This is a genomic window from Belnapia sp. F-4-1, from assembly GCF_000802185.1.
In the GTDB taxonomy this organism is placed as follows: domain Bacteria; phylum Pseudomonadota; class Alphaproteobacteria; order Acetobacterales; family Acetobacteraceae; genus Belnapia.
In genome coordinates, this window is record NZ_KN676113.1 from 373,080 (window position 1) to 390,081 (window position 17,002).

A 17,002-nucleotide genomic window follows, 5' to 3' on the forward strand; every position below is an offset into this window, starting at 1 on the left:
CACCTTCAAGCTATGGTGAGGTATACCCGATCGGCACGCGACAACAGAAGGCCGCCGATTTCCCGCCGCAGCTTTTCCCGCATCGCCGCGGCGAAGGCGGCATAGTCCGGGCAGGCCATGGCGAAGCTCCCTGGCCCGCCGATCACCTCGGCGCGGTAGTGCCCCAGCAGGTCCGGCTCCTCGTTCAGCACCGCGAGGCCGTTGATGGTGACGCCCGCCGCCACGCCGATATCCCGCACCGGCCCCGGCTCCCGGCCGCGATTGTTCCGCCCGTCGCCGGAGATGTCGAGGGCGAGGCGCGTTGCCTCGGCCGGGCAGCGGGCCAGCAGGGCGAGGCCGGCCGCCATCCCATCGCCTAGCGCCGTGGCGCCGGGGCCGGGCAGGCGCGGGGCATTCTCCAGGGCGACGGCCATGGCCTCGGCGGCGGCGGGCCCGTCGATGCGGGCCCAGGGCACAGCCAGGTCGCTGCCGACCGACCAGAACAGGGCGCAGGCCGCGATGGCGCCGCGCGGGCCGCCGGCGCAGGCGCCGGCGATGTCGGCCTCGCGGAAGGCCCCGGCGAGACCGCCGATCATCAGCCCGAATTCATCGTAATCGACGCTGGCCGAGACATCGATGGCGAGGCAGAGGGCGAGGTCCACGGGCTCCATGCCGCAGCCATAGCGCGGGGCGGAACGGCACATCTATAGTGTGCGCCGCACCAGGGAGGCCCTTCCGTCGATGCGACGCCGCGCGCTGCTGACGCTGCCCTTGCTCGCCGGGCCGGCGCTCGCCCAGGCCCCATGGCCCAGCCGGCCGATTCGCGCCGTCATCCCCTATACGCCCGGCGGCGCGACGGATGCGATGTCGCGCCTGGCGGCGCAGAAGCTTTCCGAGCGGCTCGGCGTCCCCGTGGTGCCGGAGAACCGGGCGGGCGGCAGCGGAACCGTCGGCGGGGTGGCGGTCGCCCAGGCGGCACCGGATGGCCATACGATCCTGCTCACGGCCTCGGTCCATGTCATGGGGCGGCAGGTGCTGAAGAACGTGCCTTACGACCCGGTGGCGGATTTCACGCCCGTCGCCCGCACCGGGCAGGGGCCGCTGCTGCTGGTGGCCCACCCGGGGCGGCCCGAGGCGACCATCCCGGCGGTGGCGGAGGCGGCGCGGCGAGCCCCCGGCGCCTGGAGCTTCGGCGTCTCGGCGCTCGGGGCGGCGGGGCATCTGGCCTCCATCGAGTTCAACCGGCTGGCCGGGCTCGACATCCCGATGGTGCCCTATCGCGGCTCCGCCCCGGCGCTCGCCGACATCGCGGCGGGCAACGTCCAGCTGATGCTGGACCCGATCCTCGCCACCCTGCCGCTGGCGCGCGGCGGCCAGGTGCGGGCGCTCGCCATCACCCGTGCGGCACGGAGCCCCATCGCGCCCGAGATTCCGACCGCGGCGGAGGCCGGGATGCCGGGGCTGGAATTCTTCTCCTGGTACGGCGTCTGGGGGCCGAAAGGCCTGCCGGCGGAGATCGTCGGGCGGATGAACGCGACGCTGCGCGAGGGGATGGCAGAGCCGGCCGTGGTGCAGCGGCTGGCCGAGCTTGGCTTCGAGCCGGTACGCGAGAGTCCGGCGGAGTTCGCGGCTTATATCGAGGCGGACCTCCTACGGAACACGGCGCTACTCAGGGCGGCTAATTTCCAGCCGGAATAGGCATCCGCCGGGCTGCACGGCCGTTCTGTTGCAATGGCCCGGTCCCTCCTGCCCGATCCCGCGAAACGCGCCCTGGTGCTCGAGGCGCACCGGCTGCTCTGCGCCGAATACGGCTGCCCGGTAAATTACTTCCACGCGCTCGACCCGGTTTCGGAGCTAGTCTCCTCCCTGCTCTCGCATCGGACGAAGAACCGCGACAGCGCCCGCGCCTATGAGAGCCTGCGCCGGACCTTCCCCGGATGGGAGGCCGTACGGGATGCCCCGGTCGCCGCGGTGGAGGCCGCCATCGCCGGCGTTACCTGGCCCGAGGCCAAGGCGCCCGCGCTGCAGCGGACGCTGCGGGCGTTGACCGAGCGGCGCGGCAGCCTCGACCTCTCGCATCTCGAAGCGATGGACGATGCCGAGGCGACGGCCTGGCTGGCCGCCCTGCCCGGCGTTGGGCCGAAGACGGCGGCGGCGGTGCTATCCTTCAGCAACCTGCGGCGGAGGGCCCTGCCGGTCGACAGCCATCACCACCGGGTGGCGGCGCGGCTCGGGCTGATTCCCGCCTCCCTGCCCGTCGGGCCATCGCATGCGGTTCTGGAGGCTCAGCTGCCGGCGGAATGGGATGCGCAGCAGTTCTACGACAACCACCAGATGCTGATGCGGCACGGCCAGCGCTGCTGCTTCTTCCGCGGCCCGGCCTGCGGCCGCTGCGTCCTGCTCGACCTCTGCCCGGAAGGGCAGGCGAGGCTCGCGCCGCCGCCCTCCCCTGCCCTGGCCCTGCCGACGAACCCGGCCTAGTCTCCGCCGACCGCCGGGAGGAACGCCGATGCCCGAAAGCCCGATCGACCCGAAGCTGATGGCCGAGACCCGGCTGCCGCTGGCCGGCATCCGCGTGCTGGACCTGACCCTGGCCCGCGCCGGCCCCACCTGCGTGCGGCACCTGGCCGATTGGGGCGCCGATGTCATCCGCGTCGAGCCGCCGAGCTCGGCCGATGCGCTGGGCGGGGCGCGGGATGGGTTCGACAGCGTGAACCTGCATCGCAACAAGCGCGGCATCGCCCTCGACCTCAAGAACCCGGCAGGCCACGCCGCCTTCCTCAAGTTGGCGGCGACCGCCGATGTCGTCGTCGAGAACATGCGGATGCAGGTGAAGCACCGCCTGAAGATCGCCTATGAGGATCTCGCGCCGCTCAACCCGCGCCTCGTCTATGCCTCCATCTCCGGCTTCGGCCAGACCGGGCCCTATTCCAAGCGTGGCGGCGTGGACCAGATCGCCCAGGGCATGGGTGGGCTGATGAGCATCACCGGCGAGCCGGGCCGCGGGCCGATGCGCGTCGGCATACCGATCAACGACCTGACGGCGGGCAACCTGCTCGCCTTCGGCATCATGCTGAAGCTGTTCGACCGGGAGAAGACCGGGCGCGGCGGCTATGTCCACACCTCGCTGCTCGAGGCGCAGGTCTTCATGCTGGACTTCCAGGCCAGCCGCTACCTGATGGATGGCGAGGTGGCCGGCCAGGCGGGCAACGACCACCCCGTCAACATCCCGATGGGCGTCTTCCCGACTGCCGACAAGCCGATCAACATCGCGGCCTCCACGCCCAAGCTCTGGACCAATTTCTGCAGGGCGGCGGGGCATGAGGAATGGCTCGCCGTGCCGGAATGGGCGACGGCCGGGGGACGCAGCAAGGACCGGGCGCGGGTGAACGCCACCATCGCCGAGGTCACCCGGACGCAATCGAGCGAATGGTGGATCGAGCGGCTGGAGGAGGCGGGCATCCCCTGCGGCCCGGTCAACGACATCGCCGAGGTCTTCGCCGACCCGCAGGTGCAGCACCTCGAGATGGCGATGCCGATGCACCACCGCAGCCGGGGCGACATCCAGGTCGTCGCCAACCCGCTGAACATCGAGGGTCTGGAGACCGGCGTCTACCGCGACGTGCCGGCCCTCGGCGAGCATGGCGTGGAGATCCTGGCCGAGGCCGGGCTCTCCGAGACTGAGATCGAAGAGTTGAAGGCCAAGGGGGCGCTCGGATGAGCCGGATGGAATTCGCCGCAGGAAAGATCCTCGCAAGTGTCGAGGGCGGGGTCGGCCGGGTGGTGTTCAACCAGCCGGAGAAGCGCAACGCCATGTCGGTCGACATGTGGAACGGCATGGCCGAGGCGCTCGACCGCTTCGCCGAGGATGCCGCCGTGCGCTGCGTCATCCTCCAGGGCGCCGGCGACAAGGCCTTCGTCTCGGGCGCCGATATCAGCCAGTTCGAGAAGAACCGCGCCAATGCCGATGCCCAACGCGAATACGAGAAGCTGACCAGCGCAGGCCGCGCCAAGCTCGCCGCCTACCGCAAGCCGGTGATCGCGCAGATCCGGGGCTTCTGCATGGGCGGCGGCTTGGGGATTGCCATGTCCACCGATATCCGCATCGCCTCCGAGGACAGCCAGTTCGGCATCCCGGCGGCGAAGCTCGGCATCGCCTACGGCTTCGACATGGTCCGCGCCCTGGTCGACCTGGTCGGTCCGGCCCATGCCCATATGATCCTGATGACCGGCGAGCGCTTCGAGGCCCACGAGGCGGAGCGGATGGGCCTCGTCAACAAGGTGGTGCCGGTCGAGGCGCTGGAGGAGACGGTGGCGAAGCTGGCCGCGACCATGGCCGCCAATGCGCCGCTCTCGCTCACCACGAACAAGCAGACGGTGAAGGCGGTGCTGATGGACCGGGCGGACCGGGACATGACTCAGCTCCAGGCCGCCATGGCCGCCTGCTTCGACAGCAGCGACTACCGCGAGGGCCGGCGCGCCTTCATGGAGAAGCGGAAGCCCGCCTTCACCGGAGCGTAATCGAGCCGGAAACGCACCGGTGTCCAGCTTCGCGCGAAAATCCCGGTGCATGACGCGCATTCTTTCCATAGGATGCGGCAGCCGTGACACACCCTTCGTCAATTGGGTGGCAGGCCGGGCTTTGCTGAGCGTCTGGGATCGAAGGGACCGCTGACCGCACATGGATGGACACCTCGACGCGCCGCCGGTCGGACTGCCGGCCAAGGAAAGCTGCGCGCATGGGGCGGGAGCCCCCATCTCCCGCATCGTGGCGGAGGTGGCCGCGCGCTTCCCGGGCGAGCGCATCACCCTCGGCGAGATGGCCGAGGCCTTCGGCGATCGCGCCTTCGGCCTGCTGATCCTGCTGCTGCTGCTGCCCTCGCTGCTGCCGGGCATGGCTTCGGTCTTCGGCCTGCCGGTGCTGCTGCTCGGCATCCAGATGGGGCTCGGGCGGCGGACGCCGAAGCTGCCGGCCTTCATCGCCCGGCAGAGTGTGAAGCGCACGGACCTGCTGCGGCTGACCGCGGGCGATTCCAAGTGGATGGCACGGATCGAGACCTATGTGCGGCCGCGGCCGGGCTTCTTCACCTCGCCCATCGGCGACCGCCTCTTCGGCTGGCTCACCGCCTATGTGGCGCTGATGCTGATCCTGCCGGGGCCGGGCACCAACGGCCCGCCCGCCTTCGGCAATATCGTCATGGCGCTCGGCCTCGTTGAGCACGACAACCGGGTGATGGCCTGGGGGGTCGGGCTGACCGTCGCCGGCTGCATCTTCGCCACGGCGGTGCTCACCGTCGTCTGCTGGCTCGGCGTGCAGGCGCTGGGCTGGATCTTCTGATCCCCACTGCCCGCGCGCAGCGATCCTTGCTAACCAGCCCGCATGCGCCGGTGGCCCGCGAGGGCTGAAACGGGAATGCGGCAGGCGGGGGTAGCCCCGCCCGTCCGCGGCTGCCCTCGCAACTGTGGGCGGTGAGGCCTCTCCACATGCCATTGCGCCCGCCAGGGCGTGAGAAGGCGGGGAGGCCGGGGTCCCCCGGGGTCCCGCACCGCGAGCCAGGAGACCGGCCGGCGCAGAGTTGTCTCGCGCGTGCCGGGCGGGGTGCACCGGCGCACCGGAAGCATGGGGTCCCCCAGGGCCTCTCCGATTGCGGGAACGACGTCCGCCGTCACGGTCCGGCTCGCCGGGCCGGGGCTCTGTCGTCACGCGCAATCGGAGGACCCGATGCGACGCCTGTCCCTGTTCCTGGCGAGCGGCCTAGCCGCCCTCGCCAGCCACGCCCACGCCCAGACCGCCATCCCCGACACCATCGTCACCGGCACCCGCGTACCGACCCCGGCCGAGCGCGTGCCCGCCGCCGCCACCGTCATCACCCGCCAGCAGATCGAGGAACGCGGCTACCAGTCCCTTGCCGAGGCGCTGGTCTCCGTGCCCGGCCTGCGGCTGACGCCGCTCGGCGGACTCGGGGCGCAAACCACGGCCTTCCTCCGCGGCAATTCCGGCCGTGCCGTGCTGGTGCTGCTGGATGGCGTCCCACTCAACGACCCGGCCGAGGCCAGCGGGGCCTTCAATTTCGGCAATGACCTGCTCTTCGACATCGAGCGGATCGAGGTGCTGCGTGGCCCGACCTCCGCCCTCTACGGCTCCTCGGCGATCGGCGGCGTCATCAACCTGGTGACGCGGCGGGCGCCGGCCGACCGCGCCATCCAGCCCTATGGCGAGCTGGCCGGCGGCACGCAGCGGACGCTGCGCGGCGGGCCCGGCGCGACGGGCACGGTCGGCGCCTTCGACTATCTCCTCTCCGGCCAGTCGGTCTCGACCGAGGGCTCCAACGCGACGGCGACGCGCTTCCAGTCCTCGCTCGGCGAGCGGGACGGCTTCCGCGGCGGCTTCGGCACGGCGCGGCTCGGCTGGACGCCGGCGGAGGGCAGCCGGGTGGAGGCGTTGCTGCGTTGGCGGCAGACCAATCTCGGCCTCGACAACGTCCCCGGCGACGACCCGAACTACTCGGGCGAGGACCGCCGGTACTACGGCCAGCTTCGCGGCGAGACCCGCCTCCTCGACGGCGCCTGGACCACCGGGCTGCGCATCGCCGCCACCGAGGACCGGCGCGTCTATTCCAACCTGCCCGACGGGCTCAGCAGCGCCAGCTCGCGGGACTTCTACCGCGGCACGCGAACCACGCTCGATTGGGGCAATACCGTCCGCCTGCCCTCCTTCGGCGCCTTCACGGACGGGGCGCTCGGCTTCGGCCTGACGCATACGGGGGAGGAGGCACGGAGCCGCAGCGGCGGCGCCGGCTTCCAGACGCTGGTGGATGCCAGCCAGCACAGCACGGGCGGCTACGCCACGCTGCAATACCGCGCCTTCGGCCGGCTCGACCTGACGGCGGGGCTCCGCCGCGACGCGACCACGGGCTTCACCGATGCTACCACCTGGCGGGTCGGCGCGGTGCTGGCGGTGCCGGAGATCGCCTCGCGGCTCCGCGTCTCGGCGGGCACGGGCTATGCGGCGCCCTCGCTCTACCAGCGCTTCGGCATCATCACCGGCTTCTTCCGCGGCAATCCGGACCTGCGGCCGGAGCGCTCCATCGGATGGGAGATCGGCAGCGAGACCGATATCCCCGCTTTCGGTCGCCCAGCTTTCTTCACCCCGAGCTTCACCTACTTCCAGAGCCGTGTGCGGGACCTCATCAACTACAATGGCGGCTTCGACACGCTGGTGAATGTCGACCGCGCCCGCATCCATGGCGCGGAGCTGGGGCTGACGCTGCGCCCGACCGCCTGGTTCGAGACGACGGCCGCCTGGACCATCACCGAGGCCTTCGACGCCGCCACCGACCGGCGGCTGCCGCGGCGGCCCGAGCACGTCGTCAGCATCACCGCACGGCTGGCGCCGCTGCCGAAGCTCGTGATCGCGCCGACGGTGCTCTTCACCGGCCGCAGCCCGGAAGCCGCCTTCGCCTCCTACGACAACGGGGGCAACGCGTACCCCTATGCCCGCAGCAACCCGGCCGGAACGGTGGTGAACCTCACCGCCACCTGGCAGGCCCTGCCGCAGGCGGCGGTCTTCCTCGAGGCACGCAACCTCGGCAACAGCCGGTGGGAGCCGGCGAACGGCTTCCTCACGCCGGGCCGCAGCCTGCTGGTGGGCACGCGCTTCGCCCTGTGAGAGGAGTGGGAGCATGATCGCCCCCCTCGCCTATCCCGCCGCGGCGCTGGCCGAGATCGGCGGCTGCTTCGCCGTCTGGTCCGTGCTGCGGCTCGGCGCCTCGCCCTGGTGGCTGGCGGCGGGGATGAGCTCGCTCGCCCTCTTCGCCTGGCTGCTGACGCTGGTGGAGACGGCGGCGGCGGGGCGCGCCTTCGCCGCCTATGGCGGGGTCTATATCGCCGCCTCGCTCGGCTGGATGTGGGCGGTCGAGGGGGTGGCGCCGGACGGGCGGGATGTCATCGGCACGCTGCTGTGCCTGATAGGTGCCGGGGTGATCCTGGCCCGTCCCTGACCCTCTATCGCGCGCGGGCGATGCAGAAGGCGACGATGCCAGCCAGCGCGCGGCGCACCGGGCTGTCGGCGAAATGCCCGAGCGCCTCCAGCGCCGCATCGCCATAGGCCTGGGCCCGGGCGACCGTGTCACGCAGCGCGCCATGGCGCTGGATGAGGGCCTGGGCGCGGGCGAGGTCGTCCGGCCCCTGCTCCTTTTCCTCCAGCGTGCGGCGCCAGAATTCGCGCTCCGCATCGTCGCCGCGCTCGAAGGCGAGCAGCACGGGCAGGGTGATCTTGCCCTCGCGGAAATCGTCGCCCACCGTCTTGCCGAGCCGCTCCTGTTCCGCGGCATAGTCGAGCGCGTCGTCGACGAGCTGGAAGGCGATGCCGAGATTGCGGCCATAGGCCTCGAGCGCCGCCTCCTCCGCCTCCGGCCGCTCGGCGACGACGGCGCCGATGCGGGTCGCGGCCGCGAAGAGGGCGGCGGTCTTGCCCTCGACCACTTCCAGATACTGCGCCTGGGTCGTCGTGGTGTCGTTCTGGGTGGCCAGCTGCAGCACCTCGCCCTCGGCGATGGTGGCGGCGGCCTCGGAAAGGATGGCGAGCACCTTCAGGCTGCCATCCGCGACCATCACCTGGAAGGCGCGGGCGAAGAGGAAGTCGCCGACCAGCACGCTCGGCTTGTTGCCGAACAGCGCATTGGCGCTGGCCTGGCCGCGGCGGAGCGAGCTTTCGTCCACCACGTCGTCATGCAGCAGCGTCGCGGTGTGGATGAACTCGACGCAGGCAGCCAGCGCCACATGCCTCTCGCCCCGATAGCCGCAGAGCTGCGCGGCGGCGAGGGTCAGCAGCGGCCGCAGCCGCTTGCCACCGGCAGCGACGATATGCGCGGCAAGCTGCGGGATGAGCGCGACCGGACTGTGCATGCGTTGCACGATGAGCCGGTTGCAAGCTTCGAGATCGGTCTGAACCAGCGTTGTGAGCGCGGTCAGCGCATCCTCGGCGCCCTGCGTCGCCGCATCGCTTGCGGGCATGGTCACAGAGGAATCGTCCGGCACAGCACGCGCAACCGCTGCCACTTCGCTTGAATCCTGGCTCCGTGCGGGCAGGGCCTCTCGGCGGAATCGCCTGGACGGCCCATTTCGCCCGCCAATACAAAGGCCGTGGCGGGGCCGCCCCGGCGGCCGGCACCATAGCCATGCCGGCAGATGGCGGCAAGCGCAGGGAAAACAAGGATTTGACGGCAATATGCGGCTGATCGCCCAGGGCGTGGACCCGGTTCGCCTCAGTTTCCTCATGGCCCTGCTGCGGGATGCCGGCATCGGCTGCGTGCTGCTCGACCAGCATATCAGCGCGGTCGAGGGCGGCATCGGCGCCTTCCCCCGGCGGCTCGCCGTCGCCGATGAGGACTGGGAGCACGCCCGTCGCATCCTGCAGGAGGCGGGCGAGGAAGCAGGGTGAGCGAGGATCGCACGGAGGACCTGCTGCTCGGCGGGCGCGTCCGGCTGCACCAGCTTCGGCGGGGGCTGCGGGCCGGGCTGGATGCGGTACTGCTCGCCGCCGGCATCCCGGCCCGGCCCGGCCAAGTGGTGCTGGAGGCCGGCTGCGGCAGCGGGGCCGCCTTCCTTTGCCTCGCGGCGCGGGTGCCGGGGCTCCGCATCGTCGCCCTGGAGCGGGATGCCGGGCTGGCAGCACTGGCGCGGGAAAATGCCGCCGCCGCCGGCCTCGCCGCCGAGGTGATCGAGGGCGACGTGCGGGACCGGGCGCTGGCCCGGCGGCTGCCGCCCTGCGACCATGCCTTCGCCAACCCGCCCTTCTGGCCGGGCGGCACGCCGCCGCCGGAGCCGGGCCGCGAGGTGATGACGCATGCGACCGGCGAGGCGGCGGGACTCGGCGACTGGGCGCGCTTCCTCGCGGCACCGCTGGCGCGGCGAGGAACACTCAGCCTGATCCTGCCTGCGGCGCGTCTCGATGCCGGGATGGCGGCGCTGGCCGGGGCAGGCTGCGCCGGGACGCTGCTGCTGCCCTTCTGGCCGCGCGAGGGCGTTGCCGCCAGGCGGGTGCTGCTCCAGGCCCGACGCGAAAGTCGTGGCCCCGCGCGCATCGCCCCCGGCCTCGTGCTGCACGGGCCTGGCGAAGGCTTCAGCCCGGCGGCGGAGGCGGTGCTGCGCGACGCAGCCGCCCTCGATCTCAGCTGATGTTGGTGTCCGGGTGGCGGAGGTGCCACAGCCGCTCATGCGCCGCGACCAGGCTTTCCATGTTGCGGCGCCGATTGGTGTCGGGCGAGACGGGGCGGCGGGTCAGCATCATCTCGAGGATGCGGAGAAGCTGTTCCGCCACCTCGTAATCGCCCTGGTCGCAGGCGTGGTGGAAAGCGATCAGGATCTTGTCGGACAGCCGCCGGCTATGCCGCGGCGCGGCGCCCCGGCCTGCCTCCCTCGTGCCGTCCTGATCCGAATCGTCATCCGCCATGCGTCGTCTCCGCTCGCGGCCGGCGGACCGGCTGCAAAGAACAGGTTAACAAATTTTCCCGGGCTCGGGAATCGTGCTTTGGCTCATCCGGTGGGGCGGCCGATCTGCGCCGCGATCGCGGCGGCGATGGTTTCCGGGCTCTGCTCCGGTCGGAACAGGCTGCGGACCTTGGCATCCGGCCCAACCAGATAGATGAAGCTCGAATGGTCCATCAGGTAGTCGGTCATCTCCGGCCGCTGGACCTTGGTGTAGTAGACGCGGTAGCGCCGCGCCGCCTCCGCCACCTGCTCCGGCGTGCCGGTCAGCCCCTGCATCCGCGGATGGAAGCGGCCCACATAGTCGGTCAGGTGCTGCGGCGTGTCGCGCTGCGGGTCGACGGTGATGAAGACCGGCACGACCTTCGCCCCGGCCGGGCCCAGCTGGTCGAGCGCGGCCGCCATGGTGCCGAGCTCCGTCGGGCAGACATCCGGGCAGAAGCTGTAGCCAAAGTAGATCAGCATCCAGCCGCCGGCATAGTCGCGCTCGGTCACCGTCTTGCCGGATTGATCGGTCAGGCTGAAGGGGCCGCCGAGGGCGAGGCCCGCCGGCAGCTGCACGCCGCCGGAGGAGACCGGCCCTGCCTCGCCGCCGCCGGAAGCGCCGCCGAGCAACGCGATGAAGGCCTCGCCCACGCCCTGCCCCGGCGCCCGGCTGACCCAGGCATAGGTCCAGGCACCGCCGAGCAGCAGGATCAGGCCCAGGACGATGAGGCGGATGGCACGAAGCATGCCATCTCCATAGTCCTCGCCCCGCGGCGCCGCCAGGGGGGTTCAGCCTCCGAGGGCGCGGTCCACCACCTCGGCCAGGCGTTGCAGCCGCGGCACGGCCTCCTGCTGCAGGGCCGCATCAAGATCCGGCCGGCCGATGACCATGCGCCACACCGCCCGTCCGGCGAGGAAGCCCGAGGCACCCTCGCGGCAGGCCCATTCCACCGCCTGGGGGAAGGCATCCGGCTCGACACCCGAGGAAAGTACCACCCAGGGCCCCTGCACCGTCCGCGTCAGCTCGGCGCAGGCCCGCCTCACCTCCGCCTCCGAGCCCTTGCCGAAGAGCGGCATCTCCGCCTTGTAGATATCGGCGCCGCGCCCGCCGAGTTCGCGCGCCGCCGGCAGGATGCCCTCGGCGGTGTTCCAGGGTTGCCCGTCGCGGCGCCGGCGGCAGACCGGCTCGACGATGCTGGCCAACCCCGCCGCCCGGCAGCGGGCGACGAAATCGTCGACCAGGGCGACGCGCGGCTCCGGCGGCTCGTCCGGCCGCCAGATGACCAGCAGCTTCATGGCGACGGCGCCCTCCGCCCGCACCTTGGCGGGTACCACCGCCTCGTCGATGCGCGCCTCGGCTACTAGCTCGCCCGGGCCGGAGATCAACGTGTCGCCGGCCGCGATGAGCGCGCAGCCCGGCGCCACCGCCCGCTCCGCGATCGCCCGGTCCCAGGCGAGCTCGCGGTCGAGCAGCGCCGCCGAGGCATGCGGCGTCAGCGCCCGCAAGGCGGCCATCTTGAAGTCGGACATCTGCCGGTCCGTCACCGGCCCGTCCTGGAACTCCGCCATCATGGCGCGCAGGCCCTCGCGCTGATCCACCGCCAGCATGGCGAAGGCGCCGGACGGCCGGGCGAGAGCGCTGAGATCCGCTTTCTGGGTGCTGCTGTTCATCATGCTCTCCTGCTGCAACCGACGACCCGCACGGGGTCAAGCCCATCCCTCGGCCAGCCGCGCCTCGACTGCCGCGCGGTCCGGCATGCCGAGCCAGCCCCGGCCCCGCTCCGCCTTCAGCGCCGCCACCGCCGTGGCGAAGCGCGCCGCCCCCGGCGCATCCCGCCTCTCGGCCAGGGCGAGCGCATAGGCGCCATGGAACACGTCGCCGCAGCCCGTGGTGTCGCGCGCGGCGATGCGCGGCGCGGCCAGCGGCACCGCGCCGCCCTCCCGCCACCAGAGGCTGCCCCGCGCCCCGAGCGTGACGCCGAGCCCGCCCGCTGGGCCGAGCGCCGGCGTGCCGCGGAGCCGCCCCGCCGCCGCGGCAAGACCCGCCGCGGGCTCCTCGATGCCGGTAAATTCCACAAGCCCGCGCTGGGAGAAGACCATGTGATCGGTGAGCGGCGCGAGGTCGGCGATGGTGCCCGCAGCCGCCACATCGGCGTCGAGCACCCGTGGCAGCCCCCGCGCGCCCGCCAAGCGAAACAGGCGCTCCGCCCCGGCCGGCCAGCGCGGATCGGCCAGCGCCGCCCCCGCCCCGTCTAGCCTTTCCTCGGCCAGGGCCGACTCGCGGGGCAAGCCCTCGCCCGGGAAGACGGCGAGCATCCGCTCGCCCTCCGCATCCACCAGCACGCCGGAGACGGGCGAGTGGCCGCCCGGCGCCGGCACCACATCCACCAGCTCCACCCCGCAACGCGCCAGCAAGCCGAGCAGCGTCGCCCCTGGCCCGTCGTCGCCGAGCCTGCCATGCCACAGCGCCGCCCCGCCGAGCGCGGCGATTGCGACCGCCGCCGTCGCCGCCATGCCGCCCCCGGTTTCGCGGAAGCCATGGGAGAGGAACTTCCCCGGCCCCGGCGGCAGCGCCGACAGTTCCCACACCTGGTCCAGCACCGCGATCCCGACGCAGACCACGCGCCCGGTCATGCCTTCGGCACCAGCACCGGCTTCAGCCGCTCGCCGCGGGCGAAGGCGGCTAAGAGCCCTTCCAGCCCGTCGAGCCCAGCCCGGTCATCCACCAGCCGCTCATACTCGGCCCGGTCGGCCCGCAGCAGTTCGAGGTTCGCCGCGAAATCCCCGATCGGGAAATAGAAGGAGCGCAGCAGGAAGAAGTCCTTCAGCCGGATCGAGCGCGTCTCGGTGATCGACCAGGCGTCGGACTCGCCAAGCTGGAGGATGACGCCCTCCACGCCGACCGCTTCCAGCGCCACCTGCCGCGCCGCATCCTTCCCCGTCGCCTCGACGACAAGCGCGAAGCGCCCCGCCTGTGCCGCCTCGGCCGTGATCGGCTCGGCGCCGAGGCTCGCCGCGAAGCCGGCGCGATAGGCGGCCGGATCGACGACCGAGATCGGCCCGAACCCCATCCGCCGCAGCACCAGGATGGCGCCGAGCCCGATCGGCCCCGCACCCAGCACCAGCGCCCGCCCGCCCTCCACCACCCGCCGCGCCAGCCTGAGGCCATGCGCCGTGGTGCCGATGGTGTCGAGCAGCAGCGGCGCCAGGTGGTCCGGCACGTCGTCCGGCAGCGGCAGCAGGCAGCGCTCCGGCACCGCCACCGCATCGGCATAGCCGCCCGCCCGCTGCCAGCCGACCAGCTCGCGGCTGTTCCGGCAAAGATGCGTCCGCCCGCTCTCGCAGGCCTCGCAATGCCCGCAGAAGACGGGGATGTAGACCGCGACGCGCTGCCCGTGCCTTGCATGCCCAGGCTGGTCTACCCGCCCGGCGATCTCATGTCCCGGGGTGAAGGGCCAGCCCTTGCGCAGAGGCCTGAGGTCGCTGCCGCACAGCGCGCAGGCCGCGACCCGCACCGTCACCTCGCCCTCGGCCGGCGCGGGCTCGGCCGCCTGCTCCACCGTGATCCGGCCCTCGCCGTGGAAATGCGCCGCCCTCATCCCTTCACCGCTCCCGCCGCGAGGCCGCCCACCAGGCGGCGCTGGATCAACAAGGTCAGGATCAAGGGCGGGGCGGCGATCACCACGGCGGCGGCCATGAGCGCCCCCCAGTTCGTCACGCCCTCGCCCACGAAATTGAAGCTCGCCACGATCGCCGTCTTGCTCTCGACGCCCGAGAGCACGAGGGCGAAGAGGAAGTAGTTCCAGGAGAAGACGAAGGCGAGGATCGCCGCCACCACAACCCCCGGCACGATCACCGGCAACACGACGCGCAGCAGCACCTGATGCGCCCGTGCGCCGTCGATCTGCGCGCTTTCCACCAGCTCGCGCGGCACCGCCTCCAGATAGGGCAGCAGCACCCAGATCGCGACCGGCAGGGTGATGACGGCATGCGTCAGGACAAGCACCGTCCGCGTCCCGGTCAGCCCGACGGCGGTGAACATCACCAGCCAGGGCAGCAGGAAGAGCGTCCCCGGCGCCATGCGGGCGAAGAGCGTCGCCGTCGCCGGCCAGGTCATCCGGTGCCAGGCCATGGCGAAGGCCGCCGGCACGCCGAGCAGGAGGCCGAGCACCGTCGAGCCGCCCGCCACGACGAAGCTGTTCCAACTGTAGTCGAGGAAGTCGCTGCGCCCGAACAGCTCGACGAAATTCTCGAGCGTCGGCGTGAAGAACAGGCGCGGCGGCAGCGCCGCCACCTCCGTCCGCGTCTTGAAGGCACTGAGCACCACCCAGGCCACCGGCACGACCAGCACCAGCAGCACCGCGCCGAGTGCCACGGCATCCGCCGCCCGGCCGAGGCGCCGCCCTACCACGTCACTGCCCGCCGCAGCCGCGCGAAGACCAGCACCGAGCCGAAGACGAGGGCCGAGAGCGTTACCATGATCGCGCTGGCATAGCCGATGTCGAAGAACTCGAAGCCCCGGCGATAGGCGAGGATGTTGAGCGTGGTGCTCGCCGTCCCCGGCCCGCCCTGCGTCGTGATGTAGATCACGTCGAAGAAGCGCAGCAGGTCGACGCTGCGGAGCACCGCCGCCGTCACCAGCGTCGGCCCGAGCAGCGGCAAGGTCAGCCGGCGGAAGCGCTGCCAGCCCCGCGCCCCATCGACCTCCGCCGCCTCGAAGACCTCGCCGGGCAGCGAGAGGTAGCCGCCCATGACGATCAGCGCGACGAAGGGCGTCCACTGCCAGGTGTCGATGGCGGCGACGGTCAGGATCACCGTATCCGGGTCCGACAGCCACAGCCTTGGCGGCAGCCCCATCTGCGCCAGCAACCAATTGGCGATGCCGAAGGAGGGGTCGAGGATCACGATCGCCATCATCCCGATCACCACCGGCGGCAGCATGAAGGGCGAGACGAGGATGGTGCGGACGATGCCCCGCGCCCGCCGCGTCCGCGCCAGCAAGAGCCCGAGCCAGGTGCCGATGACCAGCTGCGCGACAAGCGAGATGGCGTAGAGCCAAAGCGTCAGCCGCAGCCCGTTCCAGAAATCCGCATCGCCCGCGAGCCGCGCGTAATTGGCGCCACCGTTCAGCCGCGGCGGTTGGCCGAGCGCCACGTCGCAGAGCGACAGCCACACCGCATAGCCGAAGGGAAAGACGATCATCACGCCGGCGAAGAGCAACGCCGGCGCCACCATCCAGCGGTAGGAGGTGCTTCTACTGGATCTTCGCAAGCTCTTCATCCGCCATGCGGGCCGCCTCGGCCGGGGTCGCGCGGCCGAGCACCACCTGCTGCACCGCGTCGCCGATCTTCTCCCGCGCCTCGGGGATGCGGTCGGTCGGCGGCTGGAAGACGCCGCTGCCCTCGCGGCCGAGCTGCACCAGCGCCTCGGCCCAGGCACGGCGGATCGGCAGCTCCGCCGTCCAGGCATCGAAGGCCGGCCCCTTGAAGACGGAGGCGCGCGGCGGCGCGACGCCGGCCGAGACCAGCTTCGCCTGCGTCTCCTTCGAGGTCGCCCATTGCAGGAAGGTCCAGGCCGCCGCCTGCTTGCGCGAATGGGCGGAGATGGCGATGCCCCAGCCGATCGCCGCCGGCTTCGAGATGCCGCTCTCCTTCCCCGGCGGCAGGATCTTCACGCCGAGGTCGTTCGCCCGGTTCGGGAAGCGCATGATGTTGGCGAACTCGTTGCTGCTCTCATGCACCATGGCGACGCGGCCGGCGCCGAGCAGCTCGATCACCTGGGTGAAGGTATGGTTCAGCGCGCCGGGCGGGCCGTACTCCTTCAGCAGGCTCGCATACATCTCGATCGCCTTGACGCTGCCGGGCTGCGACATGCCCGGCTTGCCGTCCGGCGTCGCCACCGAGCCGCCGAGGTTGTTGACGAAGCCGACGAAGGCGTAGGGGATCGCCGTGCGCAGCCCGCGCGCCGCCCAGGGGATCATGCCAGGCTCGCGCGCCTTGATGACGGCGGCGGCCGCCGGGATGTCCTCCAGCGTGCGCGGCTCCGGGATGCCGAGCCGCTCGAACACATCCCGACGCCAGTAGAAGAGCGGCCCCTCCTGGTTGATCGGCACCGCCACCACCTGCCGCTCGAAGACGTTCGCACCTTGGATGGAGGCGGCGAAGTCGGCCGCATCGTAGTCGGGCGCCGTCAGGGACGGGTCGGCCAGCAGCGGCGCGAGGTCGGCATACCAGCCCGCCTTGCGGAAGACCGGACCCTCGCGGCTGGCCAGCGTCATGAACACGTCGAGCTCGGCCGAGCGCCCCTGCATGAAGGTCGTCAGCCGGGCGCGGAACTGCTCCTCGTTGAAGATCTCGATCCGGGCGCGGATGCCGGTGCGCGCGGTGAACTCGGTGGCCATCTCCCGCATCGCCTGCGACCAGGGATGGTTGTTGAACATCAGGGTGATGGTCTGGCCGTCCTGCCGCCGCCAGTCGAAGCCGCCCGATTGGGCGAACGCGGGCGCCGCCGCGAGCGACAGGGCGCCACCGATGAGCTCGCGCCGCTTCAT

At 71.8% G+C, this 17,002-nt stretch carries 19 protein-coding genes and 1 riboswitch; of the genes, 9 read left to right on the top strand and 10 right to left on the bottom strand.

Going from position 1 to position 17,002, the window contains the following annotated elements; genetic code table 11:
- Nucleotides 1-5 precede the first annotated feature (5 nt).
- Entirely contained in the window at nucleotides 6-683 is a 678-nt protein-coding gene (locus LH62_RS01985) for a DUF1194 domain-containing protein (protein WP_043358910.1), read from the bottom strand.
- Between the two features lie 37 nt (nucleotides 684-720).
- On the opposite strand from LH62_RS01985, the gene LH62_RS01990 reads away from it, so the two are divergent.
- The 7 genes from LH62_RS01990 (at nucleotide 721) to LH62_RS02020 (ending at nucleotide 7,979) form a co-directional block, all read left to right on the top strand.
- Entirely contained in the window at nucleotides 721-1,677 is a 957-nt protein-coding gene (locus LH62_RS01990; protein ID WP_052213610.1) for a tripartite tricarboxylate transporter substrate binding protein, read from the top strand.
- Between the two features lie 33 nt (nucleotides 1,678-1,710).
- On the top strand, nucleotides 1,711-2,460 hold the full coding sequence (gene nth, locus LH62_RS01995) for an endonuclease III (RefSeq protein ID WP_052213611.1): 750 nt from the start codon (nucleotides 1,711-1,713) through the stop codon (nucleotides 2,458-2,460).
- Nucleotides 2,461-2,488: 28 nt separating this feature from the next.
- Nucleotides 2,489-3,700: a CaiB/BaiF CoA-transferase family protein gene (locus LH62_RS02000; protein ID WP_236552446.1), complete on the top strand. Its 1,212-nt coding sequence runs from the start codon at nucleotides 2,489-2,491 to the stop codon at nucleotides 3,698-3,700.
- A gap of 5 nt (nucleotides 3,701-3,705) precedes the next feature.
- Nucleotides 3,706-4,500 (top strand): enoyl-CoA hydratase, encoded by a 795-nt coding sequence (locus tag LH62_RS02005; protein ID WP_236552447.1) that lies wholly within the window; start codon nucleotides 3,706-3,708, stop codon nucleotides 4,498-4,500.
- A 160-nt stretch (nucleotides 4,501-4,660) separates the two neighbouring features.
- The gene (locus LH62_RS02010; RefSeq protein WP_082012305.1) at nucleotides 4,661-5,317 is read left to right on the top strand and encodes an exopolysaccharide biosynthesis protein; all 657 of its coding nucleotides are present in this window, start codon (nucleotides 4,661-4,663) and stop codon (nucleotides 5,315-5,317) included.
- Nucleotides 5,318-5,348: 31 nt separating this feature from the next.
- Nucleotides 5,349-5,564: riboswitch (cobalamin riboswitch) on the top strand.
- Between the two features lie 137 nt (nucleotides 5,565-5,701).
- Nucleotides 5,702-7,648, top strand: coding sequence for a TonB-dependent siderophore receptor (locus tag LH62_RS02015; RefSeq protein ID WP_043358912.1), 1,947 nt, complete (start codon nucleotides 5,702-5,704; stop codon nucleotides 7,646-7,648).
- 13 nt (nucleotides 7,649-7,661) lie between these two features.
- Nucleotides 7,662-7,979: a YnfA family protein gene (locus LH62_RS02020; RefSeq protein ID WP_043358913.1), complete on the top strand. Its 318-nt coding sequence runs from the start codon at nucleotides 7,662-7,664 to the stop codon at nucleotides 7,977-7,979.
- A gap of 4 nt (nucleotides 7,980-7,983) precedes the next feature.
- On the opposite strand, the gene LH62_RS02025 is transcribed toward LH62_RS02020, so the two are convergent.
- Nucleotides 7,984-8,994, bottom strand: a complete 1,011-nt coding sequence (locus LH62_RS02025) for a polyprenyl synthetase family protein (RefSeq protein WP_043364994.1) — start codon at nucleotides 8,992-8,994, stop codon at nucleotides 7,984-7,986.
- Nucleotides 8,995-9,208: 214 nt separating this feature from the next.
- On the opposite strand from LH62_RS02025, the gene LH62_RS02030 reads away from it, so the two are divergent.
- Both LH62_RS02030 and LH62_RS02035 read left to right on the top strand, forming a co-directional pair.
- Nucleotides 9,209-9,421, top strand: coding sequence for a DUF2007 domain-containing protein (locus LH62_RS02030; RefSeq protein WP_043358914.1), 213 nt, complete (start codon nucleotides 9,209-9,211; stop codon nucleotides 9,419-9,421).
- A complete protein-coding gene (locus LH62_RS02035) occupies nucleotides 9,418-10,158 on the top strand; it encodes a tRNA1(Val) (adenine(37)-N6)-methyltransferase (protein ID WP_043358915.1) in 741 nt (246 codons plus the stop codon). Before LH62_RS02030 ends, LH62_RS02035 begins: the two co-directional genes overlap by 4 nt.
- Here LH62_RS02035 and LH62_RS02040 read toward each other — a convergent pair.
- From LH62_RS02040 to LH62_RS02075, 8 genes are all read right to left on the bottom strand, one after another.
- Nucleotides 10,151-10,432, bottom strand: coding sequence for a hypothetical protein (locus LH62_RS02040; RefSeq protein WP_043337613.1), 282 nt, complete (start codon nucleotides 10,430-10,432; stop codon nucleotides 10,151-10,153). The genes LH62_RS02035 and LH62_RS02040 overlap by 8 nt on opposite strands.
- An 83-nt stretch (nucleotides 10,433-10,515) precedes the next feature.
- Nucleotides 10,516-11,199 (bottom strand): SCO family protein, encoded by a 684-nt coding sequence (locus LH62_RS02045; RefSeq protein WP_043358916.1) that lies wholly within the window; start codon nucleotides 11,197-11,199, stop codon nucleotides 10,516-10,518.
- A gap of 42 nt (nucleotides 11,200-11,241) precedes the next feature.
- Nucleotides 11,242-12,123, bottom strand: coding sequence for an aldolase (locus LH62_RS02050; RefSeq protein WP_043358917.1), 882 nt, complete (start codon nucleotides 12,121-12,123; stop codon nucleotides 11,242-11,244).
- 36 nt (nucleotides 12,124-12,159) lie between these two features.
- The gene (locus LH62_RS02055; protein ID WP_043358918.1) at nucleotides 12,160-13,086 is read right to left on the bottom strand and encodes a PfkB family carbohydrate kinase; all 927 of its coding nucleotides are present in this window, start codon (nucleotides 13,084-13,086) and stop codon (nucleotides 12,160-12,162) included.
- The gene (locus LH62_RS02060) at nucleotides 13,083-14,051 is read right to left on the bottom strand and encodes an alcohol dehydrogenase catalytic domain-containing protein (RefSeq protein ID WP_043358919.1); all 969 of its coding nucleotides are present in this window, start codon (nucleotides 14,049-14,051) and stop codon (nucleotides 13,083-13,085) included. The genes LH62_RS02055 and LH62_RS02060 overlap by 4 nt, the downstream gene beginning before the upstream one ends.
- A complete protein-coding gene (locus LH62_RS02065; protein WP_043358921.1) occupies nucleotides 14,048-14,863 on the bottom strand; it encodes a carbohydrate ABC transporter permease in 816 nt (271 codons plus the stop codon). The genes LH62_RS02060 and LH62_RS02065 overlap by 4 nt, the downstream gene beginning before the upstream one ends.
- Nucleotides 14,857-15,723, bottom strand: a complete 867-nt coding sequence (locus LH62_RS02070; protein ID WP_236552448.1) for a carbohydrate ABC transporter permease — start codon at nucleotides 15,721-15,723, stop codon at nucleotides 14,857-14,859. Before LH62_RS02070 ends, LH62_RS02065 begins: the two co-directional genes overlap by 7 nt.
- Nucleotides 15,707-17,002: an ABC transporter substrate-binding protein gene (locus tag LH62_RS02075; RefSeq protein WP_043358924.1), complete on the bottom strand. Its 1,296-nt coding sequence runs from the start codon at nucleotides 17,000-17,002 to the stop codon at nucleotides 15,707-15,709. Before LH62_RS02075 ends, LH62_RS02070 begins: the two co-directional genes overlap by 17 nt.